Raw genomic sequence first — 20,956 nt, 5'->3', positions numbered from 1 at the left:
ATTCAAGAACTATTTACTATTTTTAACGGCGAAAATATCCTGTTATTTTTATGTAAATTAACGAAAGACAGCAAGCAAATATTTCTTGAAACGCACATTGATTTTTGATAAACTGAATATGTTATAAAATCAAGAAAGCTAAAGGAAGCATTTATGGACATTTCAAAGCAATTACAGCTTGAGTTTTCGCTCAAGCCATGGCAGGTGGAAAACACCCTAAAGCTTATTGACGACGGCAACACAATTCCGTTTATTGCCCGATACAGAAAAGAAGCAACAGGCTCGCTTGACGACCAGCTGTTAAGGGAATTGAGCGACAGGCTTGCGTATCTTCGCAATCTTGAGGAGCAAAAGGAAAAAATTATTGCCGCAATCACCGAGCAGGAAAATATGACGGACGAGATTGCACAATCTATCCAAAACGCAAAAACAATGACAGAGCTTGAGGATATTTACCGTCCGTTTCGTCCAAAGCGTAAAACAAGGGCATCTGTTGCAAAGGCACTCGGCCTGCAACCGCTTGCAGACGCAATTTACGCACAGGAAAAGGGTACGCCTGCACCGGAGCTTTTGGCACAGGAATACATTACAGACGAGGTGCCGGATGTTGACTCTGCCCTGCAGGGAGCAAAGGACATCATTGCCGAGCTTGTATCCGATGACGCAAACGGCAGAAAGCTCATTCGCTACGCGGTAAAAAGCAACGGTGTTATCACAAGCAAGGGCACCGATGATGACCTTGGAGTTTACGAAATGTACAGGGAATACAGCGAGCCTGTAAAATCCATCGCAGGACACAGAATTTTGGCTGTTAACCGCGGTGAAAAGGAGGGCAAGCTAAAGGTTGGCATTGACTTTGACAAAACCATCGCAACCGACCTATTATTCAACCTGCATTGCAAAAACAACACCAAGGCTACCGACCTTGTTATTGAAGCCATTGAGGATTCATACACCCGTTTGATATTTCCTTCGATAGAAAGGGAAATACGAAACGAGCTGACAGACAAGGCGTGTGAGGCATCAATAAAGGTGTTTGGCGAAAACACAAAGCAGCTGCTTATGCAACCGCCCGTTAAGGGCAACGTAACCATTGGTCTTGACCCCGGATACCGCACAGGCTGTAAGGTTGCAGTAATAAGCGAAACCGGCAAGGTGCTTGATACGGGAGTTATTTACCCTGCACCTCCCCACAATAAAATTGACGAGGCAAAGAAAATAATCACAGGCCTTGTTAAAAAACACAATGTAAAAATGTTTGCAATAGGCAACGGCACAGCAACACACGAAACCGAGGTGTTTGCATCCGAGCTTATCAAGGAGCTCGACTGCGGCATAAGCTATATGGTTGTCAGCGAGGCAGGTGCATCCGTTTACTCTGCATCAAAGCTTGCGGCAGAGGAATTTCCGCAATTTGATGTCAGCCTGCGCAGTGCTGTCAGCATTGCAAGGCGTTTGCAGGATCCTCTTGCAGAGCTTGTAAAGATTGACCCAAAGGCTATCGGTGTCGGTCAATATCAGCACGATATGCCTCAAAAGGAATTGTCTGCCGCGCTCGACGGTGTTGTTGAAGCCTGCGTTAACAGTGTTGGTGTTGACCTTAACACAGCCTCCCCACAGCTCCTTGGCAGAGTTGCAGGAGTAACAAGTGCCATAGCAAAAAATATTGTTGTATTTAGAGAAGAAAACGGCTCGTTCACCTCGCGCAGTCAGCTAAAAAAGGTTGCAAAGCTCGGTCCAAAGGCATTTGAGCAGTGTGCAGGCTTCCTGCGAGTTGCAGAAAGCAAGAACGTACTTGACAACACAGCCGTTCACCCGGAAAGCTACGATGCCGCAAGGGAGCTGTTAAAGGTTTGCTCCGTAACCGAGGCGGACATCAGAAGCGGAAACATCACAAAGCTTCAGGCTCAGGTACAAAGCATAGGAACATCGGCACTTGCACAAAGGCTCGATATAGGAGAGCCAACACTCATTGACATTGTATCGGAGCTTTCAAAGCCGGGCAGAGACCCAAGAGACGAGCTGCCTAAGCCTCTTTTGCGTACCGACGTTATGGGTATGGAGGACCTTAAGGCAGGTATGGAGCTAAAGGGTACCGTACGAAATGTAATTGATTTCGGTGCGTTTGTTGACATCGGTGTTCATCAGGACGGACTTGTGCACATTAGCCAAATCACAAACAGGTACATCAAGCATCCGTCGGATGTGCTGAAGGTAGGCGACATAGTGACTGTTTGGGTATTGAATGTTGATGTTGACAAAAAGCGAATTTCGCTGACAATGAAAAACCCAAATAAATAAAGCGAAAAACGAGCATATTCGTTTTCGCACCAAATTTATCCCCTCAGTCGCATATAAAATGCGACACGCTGGTAGACTGTTGAGAAATGGAGCTGAATTTCGCATTCTTGCGAGTGGGAGCTGTACGATGGTACTGCCCCCGAGCAAAAGGCGAAAAACGCCAAAAACAGATTGAACTCGATGTTCAATCTGTTTTTTATCCCCTCAGTCGCATATAAAATGCGACAGCTCCCCTTACAATAAGGGGAGCCATTTATATCCTCTTTTGGCGTGTTTCAGCCCACTTTATCGACAGTCTAAGCTCCCCTTGCAACAAGGGGAGCCTTATTACATAACTGTAGATATTATATAATTATTGTCGAGATTTTCTATCTCGGCTTTTATTTTTTTGCCGTTAAAATCAAGCTCATTTCCGTTAACAAGCGGTGTAACATCAACGCTGTTCCAAAGCATTTTTATACCCGTGCCGTCAAGCTTTGCGAGAGCCTCCTTAACAGTCCAAATAGCAGTAAGTCGTACGGCGTCACCGTGTGCCCACTGCCTTTCGGTTTCGGTAAAGAATCGGCTTGCAATTCTGTCATCCACCCTACCGATTTGCTCAATATCTATGCCGACAGGGGCATCTGCAACAGCCAAGGCACAGTGTTCCCCGCTGTGAGAAATGCTGATATATCCACCGTTTTTAAGGGAGGGCTTGCCGTTTTCGTCAACCGCCACCTCATTTTCCTTTATACCCGCTTTGTCAAGCAAAAGGGCAACCGCGAGGCAACGCAGGGCGTCATTACTATCGCTGTATTGAAGCGACTGCCTGTACCTCAAAGGGTAGTTGGCAATAAAAAAATCCTCATCTGCCTCCCTCGCCTGTGAGGCGGAAATCATAAAAGTTTTTACCATTACATATGAAATTTGTCGTTTATATATTCCTCTGCCATAGGGCCGAAAACCGCATTATATCCCGCCTTTGTGGGTGATGAGGAATCGACAAAGTACAATCTCCTTTGCTTTTTGTCAAGGATGTTTTCTTCGTTATTGTAAAAATTGAGGATACCGGAATTCCACTTTTGAGCCACCTGATTTGTTGCCTCAACAATTTGGGCATACTTTTTGTTATCGTCGTTTGGGCAGGTGATGAACACCACCTTGCAGCCCCAATTCATATCGGCGCTGGCACAGATATATTCCATTGCACCGATAACCGTTGAGGTGTCATAATCACCGATAAAGTAATTATTCGTCAGCTCGCCGAGCTTGAGCCTGCCTTTTTCGTTGCAGACAGGCACCTCGCAAAACAGCACCATTGGGTTGAGCCCGTTTTTGATAACGGAATTTAGGCTGTCAACAAGCGAGCCTTCACCCTTGCCGTTAAGGGTGTAGCCCTCGCCGCCGTATTTTTTTGCCTTTATGCCGTCAACCTTAACCAAGTAATCCACAAATGATTGACCGTCTGATTTTGCGCCGTACACAAAATCGGAGCCCAAAAAAGCTATGAGGTCGTCCTGCATAAGCGAGTCCTCATTCTTTATCAATTCGGACGCGTCGTACTGCTTTGAGTTGCCCTTACTGATAGTACCGTTGCTTGAGCCAACGCTCAAAAATACCGTCGCCGCCAAAGCAACAACAACCAAAACCGATATAATAATTTTTGCCGCCCTTGAGCGTAAAATTCCCTTTGCCATTAAATTTACCCTATCCAATCTTTGTTAAAACAAGGCAAAAACGACAATATAGCATCATCGTTTTTGCCTGTAAATTAATTAGTAGTTTGCTCCAGTCCTCCGCCGGAAACCTCGCCCTTGTTAAGAATATCCTTGTCAAAGAACAGCGATGCACCGCCCTTTGTTTCGTCCTCTGTGTTGCCGCTGGTCATAAAGGCCTCGTCAACATTATTGACATACTTGTCATATTCTTCCTTTGAAATCAAGTATACATTACCTGATTCGGCAATTTGAAGGTCCATAGTTCTCCAGTTATTGAACCTGTGGAGGTTGATGTAGAAGGTATCAACCGTTACGGTATCACCGATAATTGAGCCCCATACCTCTTGATAGAAGCCGTCAAGCTTAACATTACCAACCGTCTTTTCTGGAGTTGAATTTCCGGACGGTGCGTAGAACAATGCCGCAATCTTGCCGTACATTGTTGCATAGGTAATGTTACCGTTGTACGAAGCAATAGCGTTTGGAAGCTGATACAGGTTTCTGTCGTCATAGGTATTGCTTGAATACGGGTCGGATATTGTAACATCACCGTTGCAGGCAACTGCATAGCAAAGGCTCATATTAACAGAGGTTGCCATTACAATATCGTTGTTTGCATAGACAGTAACAGGACATGTTACCGCTTCCCTAACTGTTTTCTTGCTCAATGCCGCACCGCACTTGTCACAAACATACGACTTTGATGGGTCGTAATTCTTTGTGTAAATTGTGTAGCCGGACGGATGCTTTGCCTTGTTGTTACACTTCATAGTGGTGTAAACATCACCGGCTGCGGTAAAGCCCGTAAAGTTGCCGGTAAAGATACCGCTCAAATCAAAGCTTGGACCGTAGAACTTAACATCATGGCCAAAGTACATCAACGAATCGTGAAGCAATGTTGCCTGGCCGAATACGTAACAATCGTGCGTACCCATTATTGACGCATTCTTGTTCAGCGACAAATCGCCCATTGTATATATTGAGCCGTTCTTAAGCGACAGCTTATCCTGCACCTTAAACGCAGTTTCCTTGATGAACTTTATAATATCACCGAGGATAGTTCCGTCACTTTCAAATGTTTTGTCAACATGCTTATACGTATCGTTGTTAAATGCCTCAGGAAGCACCCACATATCCGAATTGCTTCGAAGAGTCAAATACCTGTTGGCAAATACATATTTTCCGACCAACGTACTTGAGAAGCCGTACTGCCTGATGTAGCTTGTGTAGGACACAAGCGCCTTGCCTATGTAGAAGTTACCACCGTCAGCCTTGTCGGTCAAATCCCTTGTAATGTCGTTTTCAAGCACAGTTTCTTCAGATGCAACCTCGCACTTGCTGTAATCCGTGCTACATACCGGACAATCCGGATTTGCGGCTGTACATCTTGTATCTTTACAGGTACACTGTACACCCTCTTGATTTTCAGGGTTAACATGCTTACATTCTGCAATATTTGCATTACATACCGGACAGTCTGCATTGTAGCTTTCGGATGTACATTCGCTTTCGCAAATACATTCAAGCGGAGCGGTACACCTGCTGTAATCACCTTTACATACAGGGCAGTCGCCGTCGTGCTGTTCATCGCCCGAGCCGGTACATCTGCTTGAGCAGGTACATACATTGCCCGTTGAAGGATCCTCCGGCTTACGAAGGTTGTCTTTGTAGGATTCATCCTTCTTGCCAAGCTCGATATAGCTGAATGCGCTCATATTACCGCTGACAAATGCAGTTGACTCGTCGCGAATCTTAATGTTTGAAAGAGTTGCTTTAAGCGAGCCCTCTGTGTATGTTGTCGATGCAGTCTTGCCCTCGTAGGTGGTACCGCACTTAACATCGCCGCCGCTGTAAAGCATAGCATGCTCGCGTATTACAACATAGTTCCAAGCGCTAAGGCCTCCCTTTGCAAAGAGGTCTGCGTACTGGCCGACATCAATATATCTCTTTGAGTCAATCTTGCCGCCGCAATACAGCCTTGTATCGTGGTCAAGCTTTACTCTTCCGAACAGCTTGTAGTTCTTGCCTATCTTGATTGTGGTACCCGGATAAATATCCATCTGTCTGTCAACATCAAGGGTATCCTCAACATAAACATAGGTTGCGTTTGCATAATTATAGTCGTAATCAGGGTTAAGGATATAGTTACCATTGCTGTCCCTGATTGTTCTCGGCTTATCGTTAGAATCTACAAATGTTCCCTTTGAAGCCCATGTGTCACCGTCGTTTTTAACATCAAGCGCTCTGCCGACCTCAAATGACGAAAGCTTTGCGATAAGGCCTGTTCTGTTTACAAAGTTACCGTAAACATAGAACTTTGTCATATCGGCAATCTTTGCTCTGCCGTTAAGGTAAACGCTGCCGTGAATGTAGTACCTGTCGAGCATAGAGGTTGTTCTACCCTCGGACATAGTTTTTTGAACGTCAAATCTATCATTTACGATAAACTTAAAGTCATCCATATTGTATCCGCTAATCGACAGCGAAACACCGTTCGCTATTGTTTGAAGCCAGGTTATAAAGTTTGTAGACGTATTAACCTTGCCCTTATTCTTACCGTCAACAACAATGGTTACGTTTTGGAACGGGTGGAAAATACTGTTGGTGAAGAACGAGCCGCCTACATAAATATTTGCATTGGAGAAAATGTCAAGATAGTTCCATGTTGAAATCTTTGGATCGACACCGTTACCAAGGTCACCTTTGCCACTTGTACCTTCAGTACTTGTAACCATGTTGCCGCCAACATAGGTGTATGAGCTACTGTTAATGTCATCCTCACTTTTTACAAATTCAGATACACCGATTCTTGCACAACGTTTTGCCATAAAGTCGCCGTCACACATAAATATGGTGTTACGCATTGTTACAGTACCGCCACTGCTCCAGCAATCGCCTGCGATAATGGTTCTTGAATCAGGCTCAGCAGCCACAGCAATCTTATTTACAGCAGCATCACCGTTAGAGTAAACAATAAGGCTACCATCAATATACATATCACCCCAGTTTTGAACTGAGCCACCGATATCGTTACCGGTTGAATTCTCGTTCTTGCCAACCTTAATGCCGCTACCGGAATAGAACAATGCCTTTTTGTTTTGCGGACAATCTCCGCCACTTTGGCTTCTATCGTAAAGTGTGTATCCGTTTACGATAGAATATGAGCCCTTTCTACCCTCTGATTCACCCCAAAGAATATCAAGATGTCTAATATAATAATTCCTGTATTGATCCTTTTCTCCAAGACGATTTACGTCTGCAGTATGACCCACCTCTCCTGTGTAGCCAACTGCACCCTTAGCATAAAAGATGCCACCGTTAAGGATACATTGGCCAAAGGTTGCATCGCCCTCTGCCGAGAATACAGGCATTGCATCCTTGTTTCCGGTTGAATCTCTGTTAAAGGTGATGTATCCTCCAAGCATTGCAACATTGTTACCAAAGTTTGCACGTGAACCCTGCTCAGCTACGATTGAAGACATAGGAGAATTAGGTCTAATACCCTCAGGGCTGCTGTTACCACGAGTGTAAAACTCCGCCTTAGTATTTTCGCCAATTGCTCTCATATACAAATAGCCGTTCATTCTATGGCCTTTGATATATATCGGCTGATTAATATTAATTTGTCCCCAGTTTTGAGCATAGCCCTCAAAGATAATTGTTTTCTGCGATACGGTTCCGTCCTTAAGATGTCCGCCTACAAAGAAGCGAGCCGTGCGAACACCGTCGTTACCGTTAAGCAACGAAATTCCCAAATAATTCTTTTTACTATCTGAATTATCGGATGAATACTTCCTTGCATCGTTTGCCTCTGTGCCGTCTGCCTTTTTGTAGTTAACCATTTCGCCGAATACAAATAATGTACCGTAGTTGTAAATTGCAGAATCGTTGTAAAGATTACCGCCGCAGCTGAGCGATGCATCCTTTGCGACATATACGGCATTGCCGAGGTTGTTGTTAGGTCCGTTAGTGAAGAAGTCACCCGAGATGCAAACCTTTGAATTGCCCTCAATAATTACAGACTCTCCACGGTTAGGAACAAGGCTTCCACCGCTGATACCGCCCTTACTTTTTCCGGCATTGGAAAGGTTACCTGTCGTTGACAGGTTGTTTTCCATATACAGCTTTTGGTTGCCGTAAAGGTTAAGCTGATCTTTTAGGTTAACCGTGCCGGAATTTGTTTTGCCGATAAACATTTCGGCATTTTGACCATTCATAGTAATCAAATCGTCAAACTTAACATTGCTTAATTCGGATATTTCCGTTGAGTTAAATGTTGTCGGTGTAATGCTGTCGCTGTAATAAATCTTGCCCGTAACATAAAGGTTACCCTTAACTACAATCCTTGCATTTATACCGAGGAGATAGAGGTTACCGCCTACGCAAAGGGTTGAGCCCTCCGGAATTGTAAGAGTATTCATAACTTTTACTTTACCCGATGTAACAAAGCCTGAATTTGCCTTTGCAAAATTGTCGTTTGTAATCGGTATAATCGTAGACGGGTCTGAAAGATCAAGACAGTCGTCTGTCATAACAAGCTTTCCGGCAGGTAAAGTAACACCCTTTGGCATGTAAATCATACTTGCGTTTTTAAGGTTGATTACACCCGAAACACCCGTATATTGCGAAATAGGAAGATTGATAAGGTAAATACGTCCTGCATCACCGTCAATGTTCTTGAACTTTACAGATCTGCCGTAGCAGTACAAGCCGGAGCTTCTTACATAAACGCTTGTTTCCTGTGCGTCAACATTGTCTGCGATGTAAACAAGTCCCTCGTTTTCGATGTTAAAGTTCATCGTTGCTTCGGTGGTGTACTTGCCGTAGAAGAACGATTGACCCTTCATTGTTTGGGTGTTGCTTGTGGTGGTTACCTTAACATCACCGCCAAAGTAAAGCTTTGACGACTGCTGGTCGCTGTTGATGGTACCGCTGTTGATTGTGTTGCCTCTGCCGTAAACACTGTAAACAGCATTTGGCAGGTTAACATCTGTCTTTTCCATGATGTAAACGCCGTTGCCCGCATCATTTGTAGGCACATCGCCGTATACATAAAGCTGTGCATCTTTTTCAAGGTAAACGCACGCGTTGTTTAATGCAACAGTGTTTGCGGCATCCAAATCACCGTAGATGTATGCCTCTCCGCCTTTGCTATGTAACGCACCGTGGCAGAAAACATTGCCCTTAACATAAAGCTTACCCTCGTTGAGAATTGAGGCATTTTTATCCTGATAGTTTATCTCAAGCGAGCCGCCATCAAACGCAATGCTTCCTGTTCCTCTATTATACAAATAATCAAGCCTAAAGTTTCCGTTTGATTCTATGTAAAGGTTGCCGTAGTTTTCAATTTGCTTTGCCTTTGCCTCTGTTAACAAGACGTTGCCCTTGTTAATAAGCTTTTCTCTTATATTAAGGTCATTGCTATAGCTTAACGAGCAATTATTGTTAAGCTCAAAATCTTTTGTATCAATTCCACCGTCAATTACGCAAACAATACTCGATTCAAGCACGACAAATATTCCGGTAACATAAATGTCATCCCTGCCGACAACAATGTTTGCACCGTTGTTTATGGTTGCTGCATAAATTGCATAATCGGAGCCGTTGCCCATTCCGGCATAGATTGTAGAATTACCCTCGCCGGTTGAGCCGTTGGAATTGTTGTTAATTGTTGATGTCGCCTTTATGCTCTTGTGTACATAAAGCTTTGCGCTGTTTGTAATGTCGCTGGATGAATCAAGCGATTCAAACACCTCAAGCTTGCCTGTGTTAACAAGATTGCCGGTGTAAACCGATCTGTTTGATACAAAATCACCGCTATTATCAATGCTTGTAACGTTTGACGAAGCACCGCCTGATGTGCTGTACAGCTCAATGGTACCGGTGTTTACGATATTCGATTCCGTACTGCCGTCGCGGTTGAGGAGCGTTGTGCTGAACGTACCGCTGTTTTCAAGCCTGTAAATCTTCGACTGGCTCGCCGTGCAGGTAAAGCCGTCGTTAACGAATTTTCCGCTTGAGATAATCTGACCGTAAACGCTGATGTTACCCGAGTTGTCAACATCTTTAAAGTTAGCATCGTTGCCTGTTACCTGTACATTACCGGAATCGGAGTTTGTAAGCTTGCCGGTAATGTTGCAGCCGCTATCGAGCCTGATGTTCTTTGTATTGTTTACGTCACCGCTTACTCTAAAGCTGCCTGTACATTGAATGATACCGTCGTTGGTGATACCGCCCGAGCAGGTTGCGCTGCGAAGCTTGGCCTGACCGTACTGATAGTTTGTGAACGACGATGTGCACGAAAGTGTGCCCGCCTCAACAAAGCCGTTGTTTACAACTGTTTGCACCTGAAGCATATCAGGGCAGATAAGCTGACAGCTTGCTTCGTTGTTAAATGTTGTAATGCTTGTGGTTGCAGGGTTAAAGATGTCAACACCCGAGTAGAACACAGAGCCCTTGCTCTTTGCGGTATTGTACTTGTTATTGACCGTACCAAACGAAGCATCGCCGTATATCTGCACAGTGCCGTAGTTATTAATTGTACCCGACGAACCGCTAAAGCTACCGGTATTACCCGAATTTGAGCCGTTAGGTGCAACACCTACCAAAAGCTTGCCCTGGTTTTCAATAGTGCCTGAGCAGTTGAATGTGTTGGCAACATTCATTTCGCCATTAACCGTAACATTTGTTGCCGTACAATCTGTGTCAACAACAAGATTTCCGCTGTTTACTTTGATTAATTTTGCACTTGCAACCTTGTAAAGGTTAAGGTCTGCATTAACCGTAATTTCATCCCTAACATTAAGGTTGTTGCCTATGTAGGTGGAATCACCATCATTGACCGTAAGTTTGGTAATATCTGTATTTGTACTGCTGTCGTGAGGGATAAGGAAGCCGCCGCCCTCGTTGATGGTCAGGTTGCCGATGCTTAATCCCTGAGCAGAAAGGAAGCAGTTTGCACCGAGAACAAAGTCGCCCGAGCCAAAGTTTCTAATTGTACCTGTACAACCGATAGCAAATTCCTTATTGGTTGCATTGTTGTAGTTGTCAGAGAATGTAAACGCACTGTTACCGCTTACACTTTCACCGTCACCGTTTTTACCTGCAACAATCTTAACACTGTTGTTAATCTCTATTGTCTTGTTGTTGGCAATATAGATTTCATCGGAGCAGAATACGTGAGCACCCTTTTTGAAAACAAGAGCGTTGGTGTCAATCTTCTTGGCAATGACATTTGAAAGCCAAGAGGTATTGGAGCTGTTACCGCACTTAACCATATCGGTTACTATAAGTGAGCCCGGCTCCATATTATAGATTGAAGCGTCAACTCTGTGGTATACACTACCCAAGGTAGCAAGCACAGAGCCTGCTGCCATATTTATTGTTTTACCTCCGGTAACCTTAACGGTTTCGTAGTTTGTGCCGGCCTCCGGAGGAGTGTTAACAACTACTATTGCATTCTCCTGCAGGTAAAGGTCGCCTTTTCCGTTTGTGTTAAGGTCTCTGCCGAGGTATGTAAGCGAGTTGCTGTCAAAATATGTGTTACCACCTGCACCTTCGCGCCACATAGCACCGCCGGTGTAGAACTCGCCGCCGAGGTGATTATCACCACCGTTTTGCTTGTATACATCCTTATAGATGTACATCTTTGAGCCCGACCTTGTTGTCAAACTGCCATACTTCAAAGAGTAATTTGAGCCGGTTTCTGTTTTGTTTACTACAACGATAGAATTTTCACCAACATTAACATTACCGTCAATGAACATTTCATAGTTAACGATAAGCTTGGAATTATTACCGATAGTAAGATTGTATCCATTTGTAACCTTAAAATGTCCGTCGACAATAACGGTTGTATTGTCACCTATTGTAACATTACATCTACTTACAATAACGTTTCCTTTTACATAAAGGTATGTTGGCTTTGATATATCGGAATTATCACCAATAATAACTTGAGTGCTTGAGTCGTCGCTGTCAAGCTTAAATTGACCGTTAATCTGTACTGATCTACCTGACTTTATTGTTACACCCAATCTTTCCGAAAGAGCTCCAATCCAATTAGTAGTCCATGCACTATCAATAGAAGCGTAGACCGACTTATCATGAAGTATCATCTGCTTTCCCTCTCTTGGGAAATCTGAATCTTTTGGGTCTTTACCGGCTGAACCTCTTGATGTCCAACCCGAAGTGCTCTTTATCTGATGATACTCGTTATACTTATTGTTAACAAGGGTGAGCAGGTTAGCCTGATTCATTTCTACCGGGTTTAATGAAGCATCAAGCGATGGCTCAACCTTTTTGAAATCATTACGTGTTTCGGTAAGAATCGCATCAACCGTCTTTGAAACAGTATTATCCCTACCCGGAAGCAGAGCTTCGTACGAATAAGCCTCTTCAACGGTTGTACCGTTAGGTGTGATGTATTTTTTAGAAATAGACGCTTCACCTGTGTAAGAAAGGCCTGTGCTGTTTTGCAGGGTGTAGCCGAGGTCGGCAACGGTTGCATCAATAAGGGTTCTGTACCTTGATGCAACAGGGTCCACCCTTAAATCTGCAGGGATTGCGAGAGCCGTGCTGCCGATAGCCCCTGCAATATTTTTGATGTCGGTAATCTTCTTTTCAAGATAGCTCTTCTTTGTGCCGGTGCTCATAAGGAAAACATCGTCCTTTTTAGGCGCAGCATCATTAAATTTGCTATCCTCCGACAGCATAAGGGTATTTTCTATATAATGTTTTTTCTTTGCTACGGCATCATCGCCATAGTGACTTTCGTAGTCGTGTACAGACGGATCGTCTGCATCTGCGTCAACAAGAACATCCGTTTGCTCAAACTTATCAACAGCATTCTTGCCGTATTTGCTGTTGTTCTTTTGGGCATAGTCGTCAACTACCTCCTTGGCGGTTGACAAATTGCCCTCGTCGTTAAAGACCTTAACACCATTATAGGTGGTATGGCCTGCGTCATTATTGCCGTACTTGATGAGGGTGTACGGTGATTTGCCGTTATCGTTATTTGTTACAAGCTTATTCTTATCGTTGGTTGTGGAATTGAGCCTGTACCTAAACAACGGTGAGGTTTCCTGTCTGGTAACGGACGCACTTGTCCTGTATGTATTATCAATATAGGTATCCGACCGTCCGTCTGCAACAGCGCTTGGGTCTGTTGTGGCATCTGCGGAGCCCTTGCTGAAGGTACCGTCACCGTTATTGATAGTCGCCATTGTGTTCTTTGAATTAATTGTGTTTACAAGGCGAGTCTGTGATTTCTTAACAGCGTCCTTAACGGATTTTGCATCCTCGTATTCGGTTGCTGTGGAATCGCTGTCCTTGGTGGTTGTTGCGTTCTTTACGGAGCGGTTAATTGCTCTGATAAAGTACGGCTTCATATTAGGAGCATCAATATGATTTGCAAACTGATGGAAGGTTTTTGCAATAGCAAATCTATATCCGGCAGTGGCAGAATCTGTAACTAAACTCTGCTTTGTCATATCAATAACGCTTCTGTTTGTATTTTCACTGTCAACAATATAAAGCTCGGCTGTTTGGTCGCTATCCGGCTTTGTAAAGGTGATAACGCTGTTTTCTATATCAAGATTTGTGCCGTCGTATTTCAAAAGAGTTTCAGGTGTTGCGGTTGGGTCTATACCACCGCTGTCAAGCACCGGCTGGAGCATATTAACAAGTGTGTTGCCCGACTGAACGGCAAGCATAACATCGTTTGCCATTGCGTTTGACGCAGCATAAACGATAGATTTTTGAGCATTAAGCTGATACTTGTTTTTGCTGATATACTCAAGGTTGTTTGCCTGTGCAAGAATTGCATTCTTTTGCGATTCGGGCAAGGTAATGCTGTTTTCAAAATACTCTGTTGCTGTTTGGGTAAACACGCTTCTTAATGTTTCCGTGCTTGAAATGGTATCAAAATCAATTTGGTTAAGCACATAAAGAACAACCTGTGTTTGCTCAACATACTGGAAATTTCTTACATAAACTCTTGTTTCAAAGTCGTTATCAGAGCCGATAATGGAGCCGATAAAGCTATCGTTTGCGTACTTGCCTGCCGAAAAGTCAATCTTGTTTACGGCAGTAAAGATAACCTGGTTATAGTCGTCATTTGTTTGCTCGTCGCCGTCGCACTTTCTGTAATCGTTTTGGCAAACGGTGCAATATCTGTTAACTGAATTTTCCTTACATTTAATGGAGCAGATACACTCCTCCGCTTTACCGTTAAAGTCGCCATCCTTGGCTCTGCTCGCCTGGATGGTGTTTACACCTATGCTGATGTCTGAATTAGAGTGCACGTCGCCGTTAATAATTGCATGCGAAAGGCTTGCGTTGAGCAATGTGTTGTAGTTTGGCTCGCCGCCGAACGCACCGATAATAGGCTGAACAAAGCTCTCATTAATACCGTTAATAATGTCCGTAAATACATTCACAACAGCCTGTGTGTTGTTTGTTCTACCGTCTATCCTAACGGTCATTTTGCGGTAATCATCGGTTGTGTTTGGTGAGTTACCGAAAATTGTATACTTAAGTGCTTCAGGCATATCATTGTACTGCATATCGCACTTTGCGTAGCCGCTTTTAACTATTTGCTTGCCTGTAAGTCCTGAAAATGCGGACCAATAGCCCTTGCATTTTACGGCAACGGTCACCTTAAGATAACCCGCCGTTATGTACCTACCGTCGTCGGCATTCTCTGCCTCCTCGGTAAGAAGTCCCTTTTTATCAATCAAAACGATAGCGTCCTCGTCACCATATGTAATCTTAGTGGTAAGGGTACCGGGGGTGATTGCACCGTAACCCTTTTCGGTAATATCAACGCCGTTTTCTTTCATATAGGTTTCAACCGTATTCTTTACGGACGCATCATCTGCCATAAGATTATGCGCAACAGCAACAGTCGCAGAATCTACTGCATTCTGCAACCTTGCCGATTGATAATATATTAAGCCAAAATCGATGATAAGAGCCAAAATAGTCAATATTACGATAGACGCAAATATCGATATAAGGGCAATATCACCGTTTTCCTTCCTTTTGAATAATTTTTTCAAGGCAATCACACTCCTTGTTAAACGCGTTGTAAGCTACCTGCTGATTGATTGGGGGTTTGTTGCTTTGTTATTTGCACCGTTTGGCACAAATTATTCTATATCCTCTGCCTTTGAATGAGCAAGAGAAAGCTCGGTTTGAAGCCTAAAGATAAGGTCCTCGCACTTATCGATAGCTTCCTCGTATATTCTTGAAACCTTGATGAAGCGCTCATCGGTAACGTTTGTATAATTACCCTCGGCACTTGTTCGAAGGTTATTGATTTCGCTTCTGTTCTTGTCTACCTTTTTGGTAAGGTGGGCAACATCTCGCTTTAGACCCTCATTTTCCTTGGCAAGCCTTCTGTTCTCCTCACCCAAAAGTCTATGCTTGCTGACAAGGGCATCATATTTTTCCTGAAGCTCCTTAAGCTGACTGTCATCAACAACCTTAACCTCACGGGGAGCCTCGTTGATTTTTTTCATCAACCTTTCCTTTTCCTCAACTGCATGCTCATTTTTTGCAGTGAGGCTCTTAACCTGCTCCTTAAGGTCCGAAACCTCATACTGAAGCATAGAGTTTTGATTCCTTAAATCCTTAACCTGACTGTCAAAATTCTCCGAGGCATTTTTTTGAACGTTGATAAGGTTGGCAATGTATTCGTCTACCTGGCCAACATCGTATCCTCTGAGTGCCTTGTCAAACTCTACCTTATTAGTGCCCAATATTTGATTTCTGTCTACAATTTCCCTATTGCTCATTACTATTCTCTCTCCAATTTTTTATTTGAATGCCAAAACGTCCCCGACATTAATGCCGAGCCTTTCGGCAGCACCCGCATTCAGCTCAAGGATTTTTTTGCATCCCTTAACCCTTTTTCTTACCTTATGCGGAGGAACAGCAGGGTCCACAAAAAGCACCCTGTTGTTTTTATCAAGTGCTACGGTATCTATGGCAAACCTCATACAAAAGGTATGGATTTCGTCACACGGGGTGAGCAAAAGGCCGTGGTTTTCTGCCATACTGCGCCTAAACATCAGCCCCATAAACCTACGCACAAAATGATTTGCATTTTCAATTTCTTCAACAAGGAGGTTATCATCCTTGTACAATCCTAACATTTTCATAACACTACTACAATGAGATTGAGCTCAATGCACCGCTATCCATTACCTGAATAACAACCGGGCCCATAATGATACATATAATAGCAGGCAATATCAAAAGTACGGTAGGAATAGTCATCTTTGTAGGTACCTTACCTGCTTTTTCTCTGATTTCCTCTCGCTTTGCAACTCTAAGCTGCTCCGACTGTGCGGCAAGAACGTTGGTGATTGGTATACCCAAGGTGTTCGCCTGAATTACGGCAGACACAAAGGTTTTAAGCTCGTCGACATCTGTTGAATCCGACAGCGCCTTAAGTGCATCATTTCTGCTTTTACCAAGCTGAATTTGCTTAAACACAGTTACAAGCTCGTCAATAAGCGGGCCCTCCATTCTTTCCGAAATTTTAAGGAGGGATGCATCAAAGCTCAAGCCTGCTTCCATACAAACACTGAGCAAATCAAGTGTATCCGGAAGCTGTGCCCTAATTGCACCCTGATGGCTTTTAACCTTTGAGTTAAGCACAAGGTTAGGTGCAAAAAACGACAGGCCTGCACCTACAAGCATAACAAGCCAAAAGTACGATGTAACATCCATAAGCAAAAATCCAATGCCCACCGACACAATTACACCAACAATTGATACGGCAGTCTTAAGGTATGTAAAGCTGCCTGCCGACATATGTATACCGGCCTTTCTAAGCTGAAGGGCAAGCTTTTCACTTTCCTGTCTTTTACGGGCATTCTTTGTTTGCTTGTTACCCTGACTGTCAAGGTTTGACATCTTTGCGATAATAGGCTTTATGTTACGCTCGTAAAACGATGTTTCAATATTTTTGTACTCGGCATTGACAACCTCTTTGCCGATAGATTTCATTCTTTTAAGGTTATTGTCCTCTTCTGCGCCTTTTTTTCCAAACACTACGATACAAAGCACAAGGATCAACAACGAATATGCTATTACCAAAAAAGGAATCATAAGGCGCCTCCTACATTTTTATAGTAATAATCTTTTTTACAACAATGAAGCAAAGAACCTCAAGCCCTGCTGCAACACCCAAAAAGATATGGCCTGTACTTGTTGTAAACAAAGGCATAATAAATTCTCTGTTAACAAGGAAGAAAAGAATACAAAGCACAACCGGCATTGAGCCTACCATCGTAGCGGTTGTTCTACCCGATGAGGTCAACGACTTAAGCTCCTGCTTTAGCTTCATTTTTTCCTTAATAGAATCTGCGATACCCTCAAGAATTGATGAAAGGTTACCACCGGTTTGTCTTTGGATGAGCACAGATGATACCATAAGCGGAAGATACTTGCTCTTAATTCTTGTATTAAGTCTTTCAAGTGCCTCATCCATTGGCATACCCATAGCCATCTCATCAAGAACTGTTGCAAACTCCGATGCGATAGGGTCCGGCATATCCTTTGATATAGCCTCCATAGCCTGAGTAAAGCTAAGACCTGCACGAAGCGAGCTGCACGAAATCATAAGTGCATCACTGAGCTGAACGTCAAACTTCTTAACCCTTTGCTTTTGCTTAATTTTGATAAGCATATACGGGGCAACGGCACCAACTATGCCAACACCCAAGGCAACGGCTGCAAGCTTTTCCGAAATAAGAAGGACAAACAAGGCAGGCAAAACCGCAACAATAACCCAAATGAGCATAAACTCCTCGGGGCGCATCTTAATGTCCGCACTTTGAAGCTGCTTGTAAAGTGCGGTTGCAAGCTTTACAAAAAGGTCGCTTTGTGCCTCTCTCTTTTTGCGCTCCTTCTTCTTGTTTTTTACAAGTGAAACATCGACATAGCCTTCCTGCTTTTTGAGCTCCTCCATTCTCTTATCTGTTTCAATCTTTGAGGCACCCAAGGTATAGGATAAAATAAATGCCACTATGAAAGCGAGCATGGCAAATGCCGCCGTTATTACGATAACACTAATCATTGAACCAGTCATTTGATACCACTACTCCGTTTTCTTTAATCTTTTCAACACATTTCGGAATAATACCTGTTGGCTTAAATGTACCCTTGAATTTGCCGTTTGAGTCAAATTCGCCATCGGTATCATAAACAAAAATGTCCTGCATTCTGACAACGTCACCCTCCATACCGACAATCTCCGAAATAGAGGTAACCTTTCTTGAACCGTCACGCAGACGGGCCTGCTGAACAATAATATTAATAGCTGATGAAACCTGGTCTCTGATAGCCTTTGACGGAAGCTCCGAGCCGGACATCATAACCATTGTTTCAATACGGGAAATAGAGTCTCTTGGAGAATTGGCGTGGATTGTTGTAAGTGAGCCGTCGTGACCGGTGTTCATAGCTTGAAGCATATCCAAGGTCTCTTCACTACGAACCTCACCTACGATAATACGGTCAGGTCTCATACGAAGTGCGTTAACTACCAAATCACGAATACTGATACGTCCCTTGCCCTCCATGTTGGCAGGACGGCTTTCAAGGGTGATAACATGCTCCTGATGAAGCTGAACCTCGGCAGAGTCCTCTATTGTGATAATTCTTTCATCGGACGGGATATATGATGAAAGAACATTAAGGAGTGTTGTTTTACCCGAGCCTGTACCACCTGATACAATAATGTTTAGCTTACCCTTAACGGCAGCCTCCAAAAAATCGAGCATCTTTGTTGATATAGAGCCCCAGGATACAAGGTTTTCCGCTGTAATAGGGGTTTTACCGAACTTACGAATGGTAAGGACCGGACCAACCAATGACAATGGAGGAATAATTACGTTAACACGGGAGCCATCAAGCAAACGGGCGTCACACATAGGGCTTGATTCATCAACGTGTCTTCCAACCTTTGATACGATTCTGTCGATAATCTGCATAAGGTGAGCATCGTCCTTAAACTGAATATCGGTAAGGACAAGCTTACCCTTTGACTCAACATATACATGGTCGTATCCGTTAACCATAATTTCGGAATACACATCGCTGTCGATAAGAGGCTGAATGGGGCCGAAGCCCATAATGTCATCGAATAATTCCTTTTTAACAATCTCTCTGTCAACTCGAGGAATGTTGAAATCCGGTCGTTCCACATATTCGTCAATGAGCTTTCTCATACCGTCATCGGAAATATCTGCATTTTCCGAGCCAAGCTGCTGCTCAATGATTAATGCGTGAATACGCCCCTTAACATCAGAGTATCTATCCTCAATGACGGGTCTAATTCTTTCTGTCGATTCTGCCTTGCGCGCAGAGCCCTGAAGGGCTTCATCTGCACCGCCGACGGTGTATCTGTCTAACAATCCCATTTGTGTTTCTTCCCTTGTTTAGATTTTCAAAATTTACTTAGGCAATAAATAGCAATCCGAACCGTGGTTCAAATTGGCTGATTTGCCCTTTCTCTATGTTAAAAATACTCGGAATACATAAAGTATTCCTGCGTTTTTGTGCCTTGATTAAGAACAAATCAGCACAATTTGAACTCGCAGACCAAAAATGCTTGAAGTAAAGATGAATTTTGGATTTTGAGATGGAAGCCTTGCTGACGCAAGGCGACAGCGAAAATTTCAAAAGTCGCTTTAATTCTGCATTTTTGGCAGGTTCGGATTACTCTTTATTGCCTAGGCTTATTTACCGAACTTGCCCTTTTTCTTGCCTTTGGCGCCAAGCTTTGCAAGGCCTTCCTTGCCTTCTCTTTCCATAATTATCTTTTCTGCAAAGGCATTAAGCTCCTTTGAAAAGGCTGCTCTCGGCTTGTAGGAAATAGCAGGCTGGCCGCTGTTGAGCGAATCGTTAATTGTCTTTAGGTCGCTTGAAAAGATTGCATAAGCGTCCATGTTCAAAATGCTCTCGTAATCGGCAATCTTAACATTATTTTTCTTTGTATTTTTGTTGATAATCAGCTTAATCTTGTCGCCCTGATTAATCTGGAGCAATACATTTTGACAAAGCTTTGCGCGCTTAAGCGAAAGGATGTTAACATCGTTAACCATAAATATGGTGTCGCTTGATTCAAGCGCTGTGATTACAGGGTCTGTAAGGTTACATCCGCAATCAAGAATTATGTACTCATAATAATTTCTTGCTGTATCAATTATCTGCTTAACATGATTAGACTGAACGTATTCTGCAAGCTCCGGTGATGACGGAGAAGAAAGAACGGAAAGTCCCGACGCATGAGTAACGGCACAATTTGTAAGGTTGTCAATGGAAATACCGAGCGAATCCCTTACAACATCAACAATTGTTTCGCTTGGGTTAAGGTCAAGTGCCATATCGGCATCACCAAACTGAAGGTCAAGGTCAATAAGCAATGTCTTTTTGCCTCGGCTTGCAAGGTTAACTGCAAGGTTGGTGGAAACGGTTGTTTTGCCGACACCGCCCTTACCGCTGAAAAAGGAGTAAACATGGGACCTTGTTTTGCGCTCAACGTTAATCTTCTTGCTGAGCTTGCGCTCACTGCTGAGAACGCCCTCAAGGTTTTCGGTAAGCTCACGGCCGCTGATTTCCAAATCCATAACCTGACGCACGCCGTAGCGAGCAGCACTGTTTACAAGCGAAACGGTTACATCATCTGTCATAATAACGGGTGAGCAGCCGTTTGATGCAAGCTCCATATCCTCGATGAATTGGAAGAATTTTTCATCAATATCTGCGCTTTCTGCGGCAAAGATTACCACATCGGGAGAATATCCCAAAATTCTTGTTTTTGCCTCGTCGCTGAATTCGGTGTAGCCGATGATTTCAAGCTTTTCGGGGTCAATCTTGTTTTTGATGTTTACCTTAATTTCTGTTTGCTCGGCGCAAACAACAATGTTAATTAAATCAGCCATACT

10 protein-coding genes are annotated in these 20,956 nt (G+C 43.6%); 1 reads left to right on the top strand and 9 read right to left on the bottom strand.

Annotated elements, in window-relative coordinates:
- Nucleotides 1–153: 153 nt before the first annotated feature.
- Nucleotides 154–2,301 carry a Tex family protein gene (locus tag Q0P34_RS01420; protein WP_294951780.1) on the top strand — a complete coding sequence of 716 codons (2,148 nt, stop codon included), beginning with the start codon at nt 154–156 and terminating at the stop codon, nt 2,299–2,301.
- 327 nt (nt 2,302–2,628) lie between these two features.
- Here Q0P34_RS01420 and Q0P34_RS01415 read toward each other — a convergent pair whose 3' ends face one another.
- The 9 genes from Q0P34_RS01415 to Q0P34_RS01375 all read right to left on the bottom strand — a co-directional run bounded on the left by Q0P34_RS01415 (nt 2,629) and on the right by Q0P34_RS01375 (nt 20,953).
- Nucleotides 2,629–3,195, bottom strand: a complete 567-nt coding sequence (locus tag Q0P34_RS01415; RefSeq protein WP_294951777.1) for a 4'-phosphopantetheinyl transferase superfamily protein — start codon at nt 3,193–3,195, stop codon at nt 2,629–2,631.
- Nucleotides 3,195–3,977 carry a hypothetical protein gene (locus Q0P34_RS01410; protein ID WP_294951774.1) on the bottom strand — a complete coding sequence of 261 codons (783 nt, stop codon included), beginning with the start codon at nt 3,975–3,977 and terminating at the stop codon, nt 3,195–3,197. Before Q0P34_RS01410 ends, Q0P34_RS01415 begins: the two co-directional genes overlap by 1 nt.
- Nucleotides 3,978–4,051: 74 nt before the next feature.
- Nucleotides 4,052–15,058 (bottom strand): pilus assembly protein TadG-related protein, encoded by an 11,007-nt coding sequence (locus Q0P34_RS01405; RefSeq protein WP_294951772.1) that lies wholly within the window; start codon nt 15,056–15,058, stop codon nt 4,052–4,054.
- 90 nt (nt 15,059–15,148) lie between these two features.
- Nucleotides 15,149–15,796: a DivIVA domain-containing protein gene (locus Q0P34_RS01400; protein WP_294951768.1), complete on the bottom strand. Its 648-nt coding sequence runs from the start codon at nt 15,794–15,796 to the stop codon at nt 15,149–15,151.
- Nucleotides 15,797–15,817: 21 nt separating this feature from the next.
- On the bottom strand, nt 15,818–16,162 hold the full coding sequence (locus Q0P34_RS01395; protein ID WP_294951765.1) for a DUF192 domain-containing protein: 345 nt from the start codon (nt 16,160–16,162) through the stop codon (nt 15,818–15,820).
- A 7-nt stretch (nt 16,163–16,169) separates the two neighbouring features.
- The gene (locus Q0P34_RS01390) at nt 16,170–17,117 is read right to left on the bottom strand and encodes a type II secretion system F family protein (protein WP_294951762.1); all 948 of its coding nucleotides are present in this window, start codon (nt 17,115–17,117) and stop codon (nt 16,170–16,172) included.
- A gap of 10 nt (nt 17,118–17,127) precedes the next feature.
- Nucleotides 17,128–18,099 (bottom strand): type II secretion system F family protein, encoded by a 972-nt coding sequence (locus Q0P34_RS01385; RefSeq protein WP_294951758.1) that lies wholly within the window; start codon nt 18,097–18,099, stop codon nt 17,128–17,130.
- Nucleotides 18,080–19,429, bottom strand: a complete 1,350-nt coding sequence (locus Q0P34_RS01380; protein ID WP_294951754.1) for a CpaF family protein — start codon at nt 19,427–19,429, stop codon at nt 18,080–18,082. Before Q0P34_RS01380 ends, Q0P34_RS01385 begins: the two co-directional genes overlap by 20 nt.
- 318 nt (nt 19,430–19,747) lie before the next feature.
- A complete protein-coding gene (locus tag Q0P34_RS01375) occupies nt 19,748–20,953 on the bottom strand; it encodes an AAA family ATPase (protein ID WP_294951751.1) in 1,206 nt (401 codons plus the stop codon).
- Nucleotides 20,954–20,956: the final 3 nt, after the last annotated feature.

Origin of the sequence: uncultured Eubacterium sp., assembly GCF_945980375.1 — a bacterium.
Lineage (GTDB): Bacteria > Bacillota > Clostridia > Oscillospirales > Acutalibacteraceae > Eubacterium_R.
The sequence above is the reverse complement of the archived record's forward strand: the minus strand, read 5'-3'. Positions and strand labels throughout refer to the sequence as shown.

Bases quoted from the DNA above. Each gene is read 5' to 3' on its own strand.
- Q0P34_RS01390 (WP_294951762.1), bottom strand. From the start codon at position 17,117: ATGATTCCTTTTTTGGTAATAGCATATTCGTTGTTGATCCTTGTGCTT.
- Q0P34_RS01380 (WP_294951754.1), bottom strand. From the start codon at position 19,429: ATGGGATTGTTAGACAGATACACCGTCGGCGGTGCAGATGAAGCCCTT.
- Q0P34_RS01420 (WP_294951780.1), top strand. From the start codon at position 154: ATGGACATTTCAAAGCAATTACAGCTTGAGTTTTCGCTCAAGCCATGG.
- Q0P34_RS01400 (WP_294951768.1), bottom strand. From the start codon at position 15,796: ATGAGCAATAGGGAAATTGTAGACAGAAATCAAATATTGGGCACTAAT.
- Q0P34_RS01385 (WP_294951758.1), bottom strand. From the start codon at position 18,099: ATGACTGGTTCAATGATTAGTGTTATCGTAATAACGGCGGCATTTGCC.
- Q0P34_RS01395 (WP_294951765.1), bottom strand. From the start codon at position 16,162: ATGAAAATGTTAGGATTGTACAAGGATGATAACCTCCTTGTTGAAGAA.
- Q0P34_RS01415 (WP_294951777.1), bottom strand. From the start codon at position 3,195: ATGGTAAAAACTTTTATGATTTCCGCCTCACAGGCGAGGGAGGCAGAT.
- Q0P34_RS01410 (WP_294951774.1), bottom strand. From the start codon at position 3,977: ATGGCAAAGGGAATTTTACGCTCAAGGGCGGCAAAAATTATTATATCG.
- Q0P34_RS01375 (WP_294951751.1), bottom strand. From the start codon at position 20,953: ATGGCTGATTTAATTAACATTGTTGTTTGCGCCGAGCAAACAGAAATT.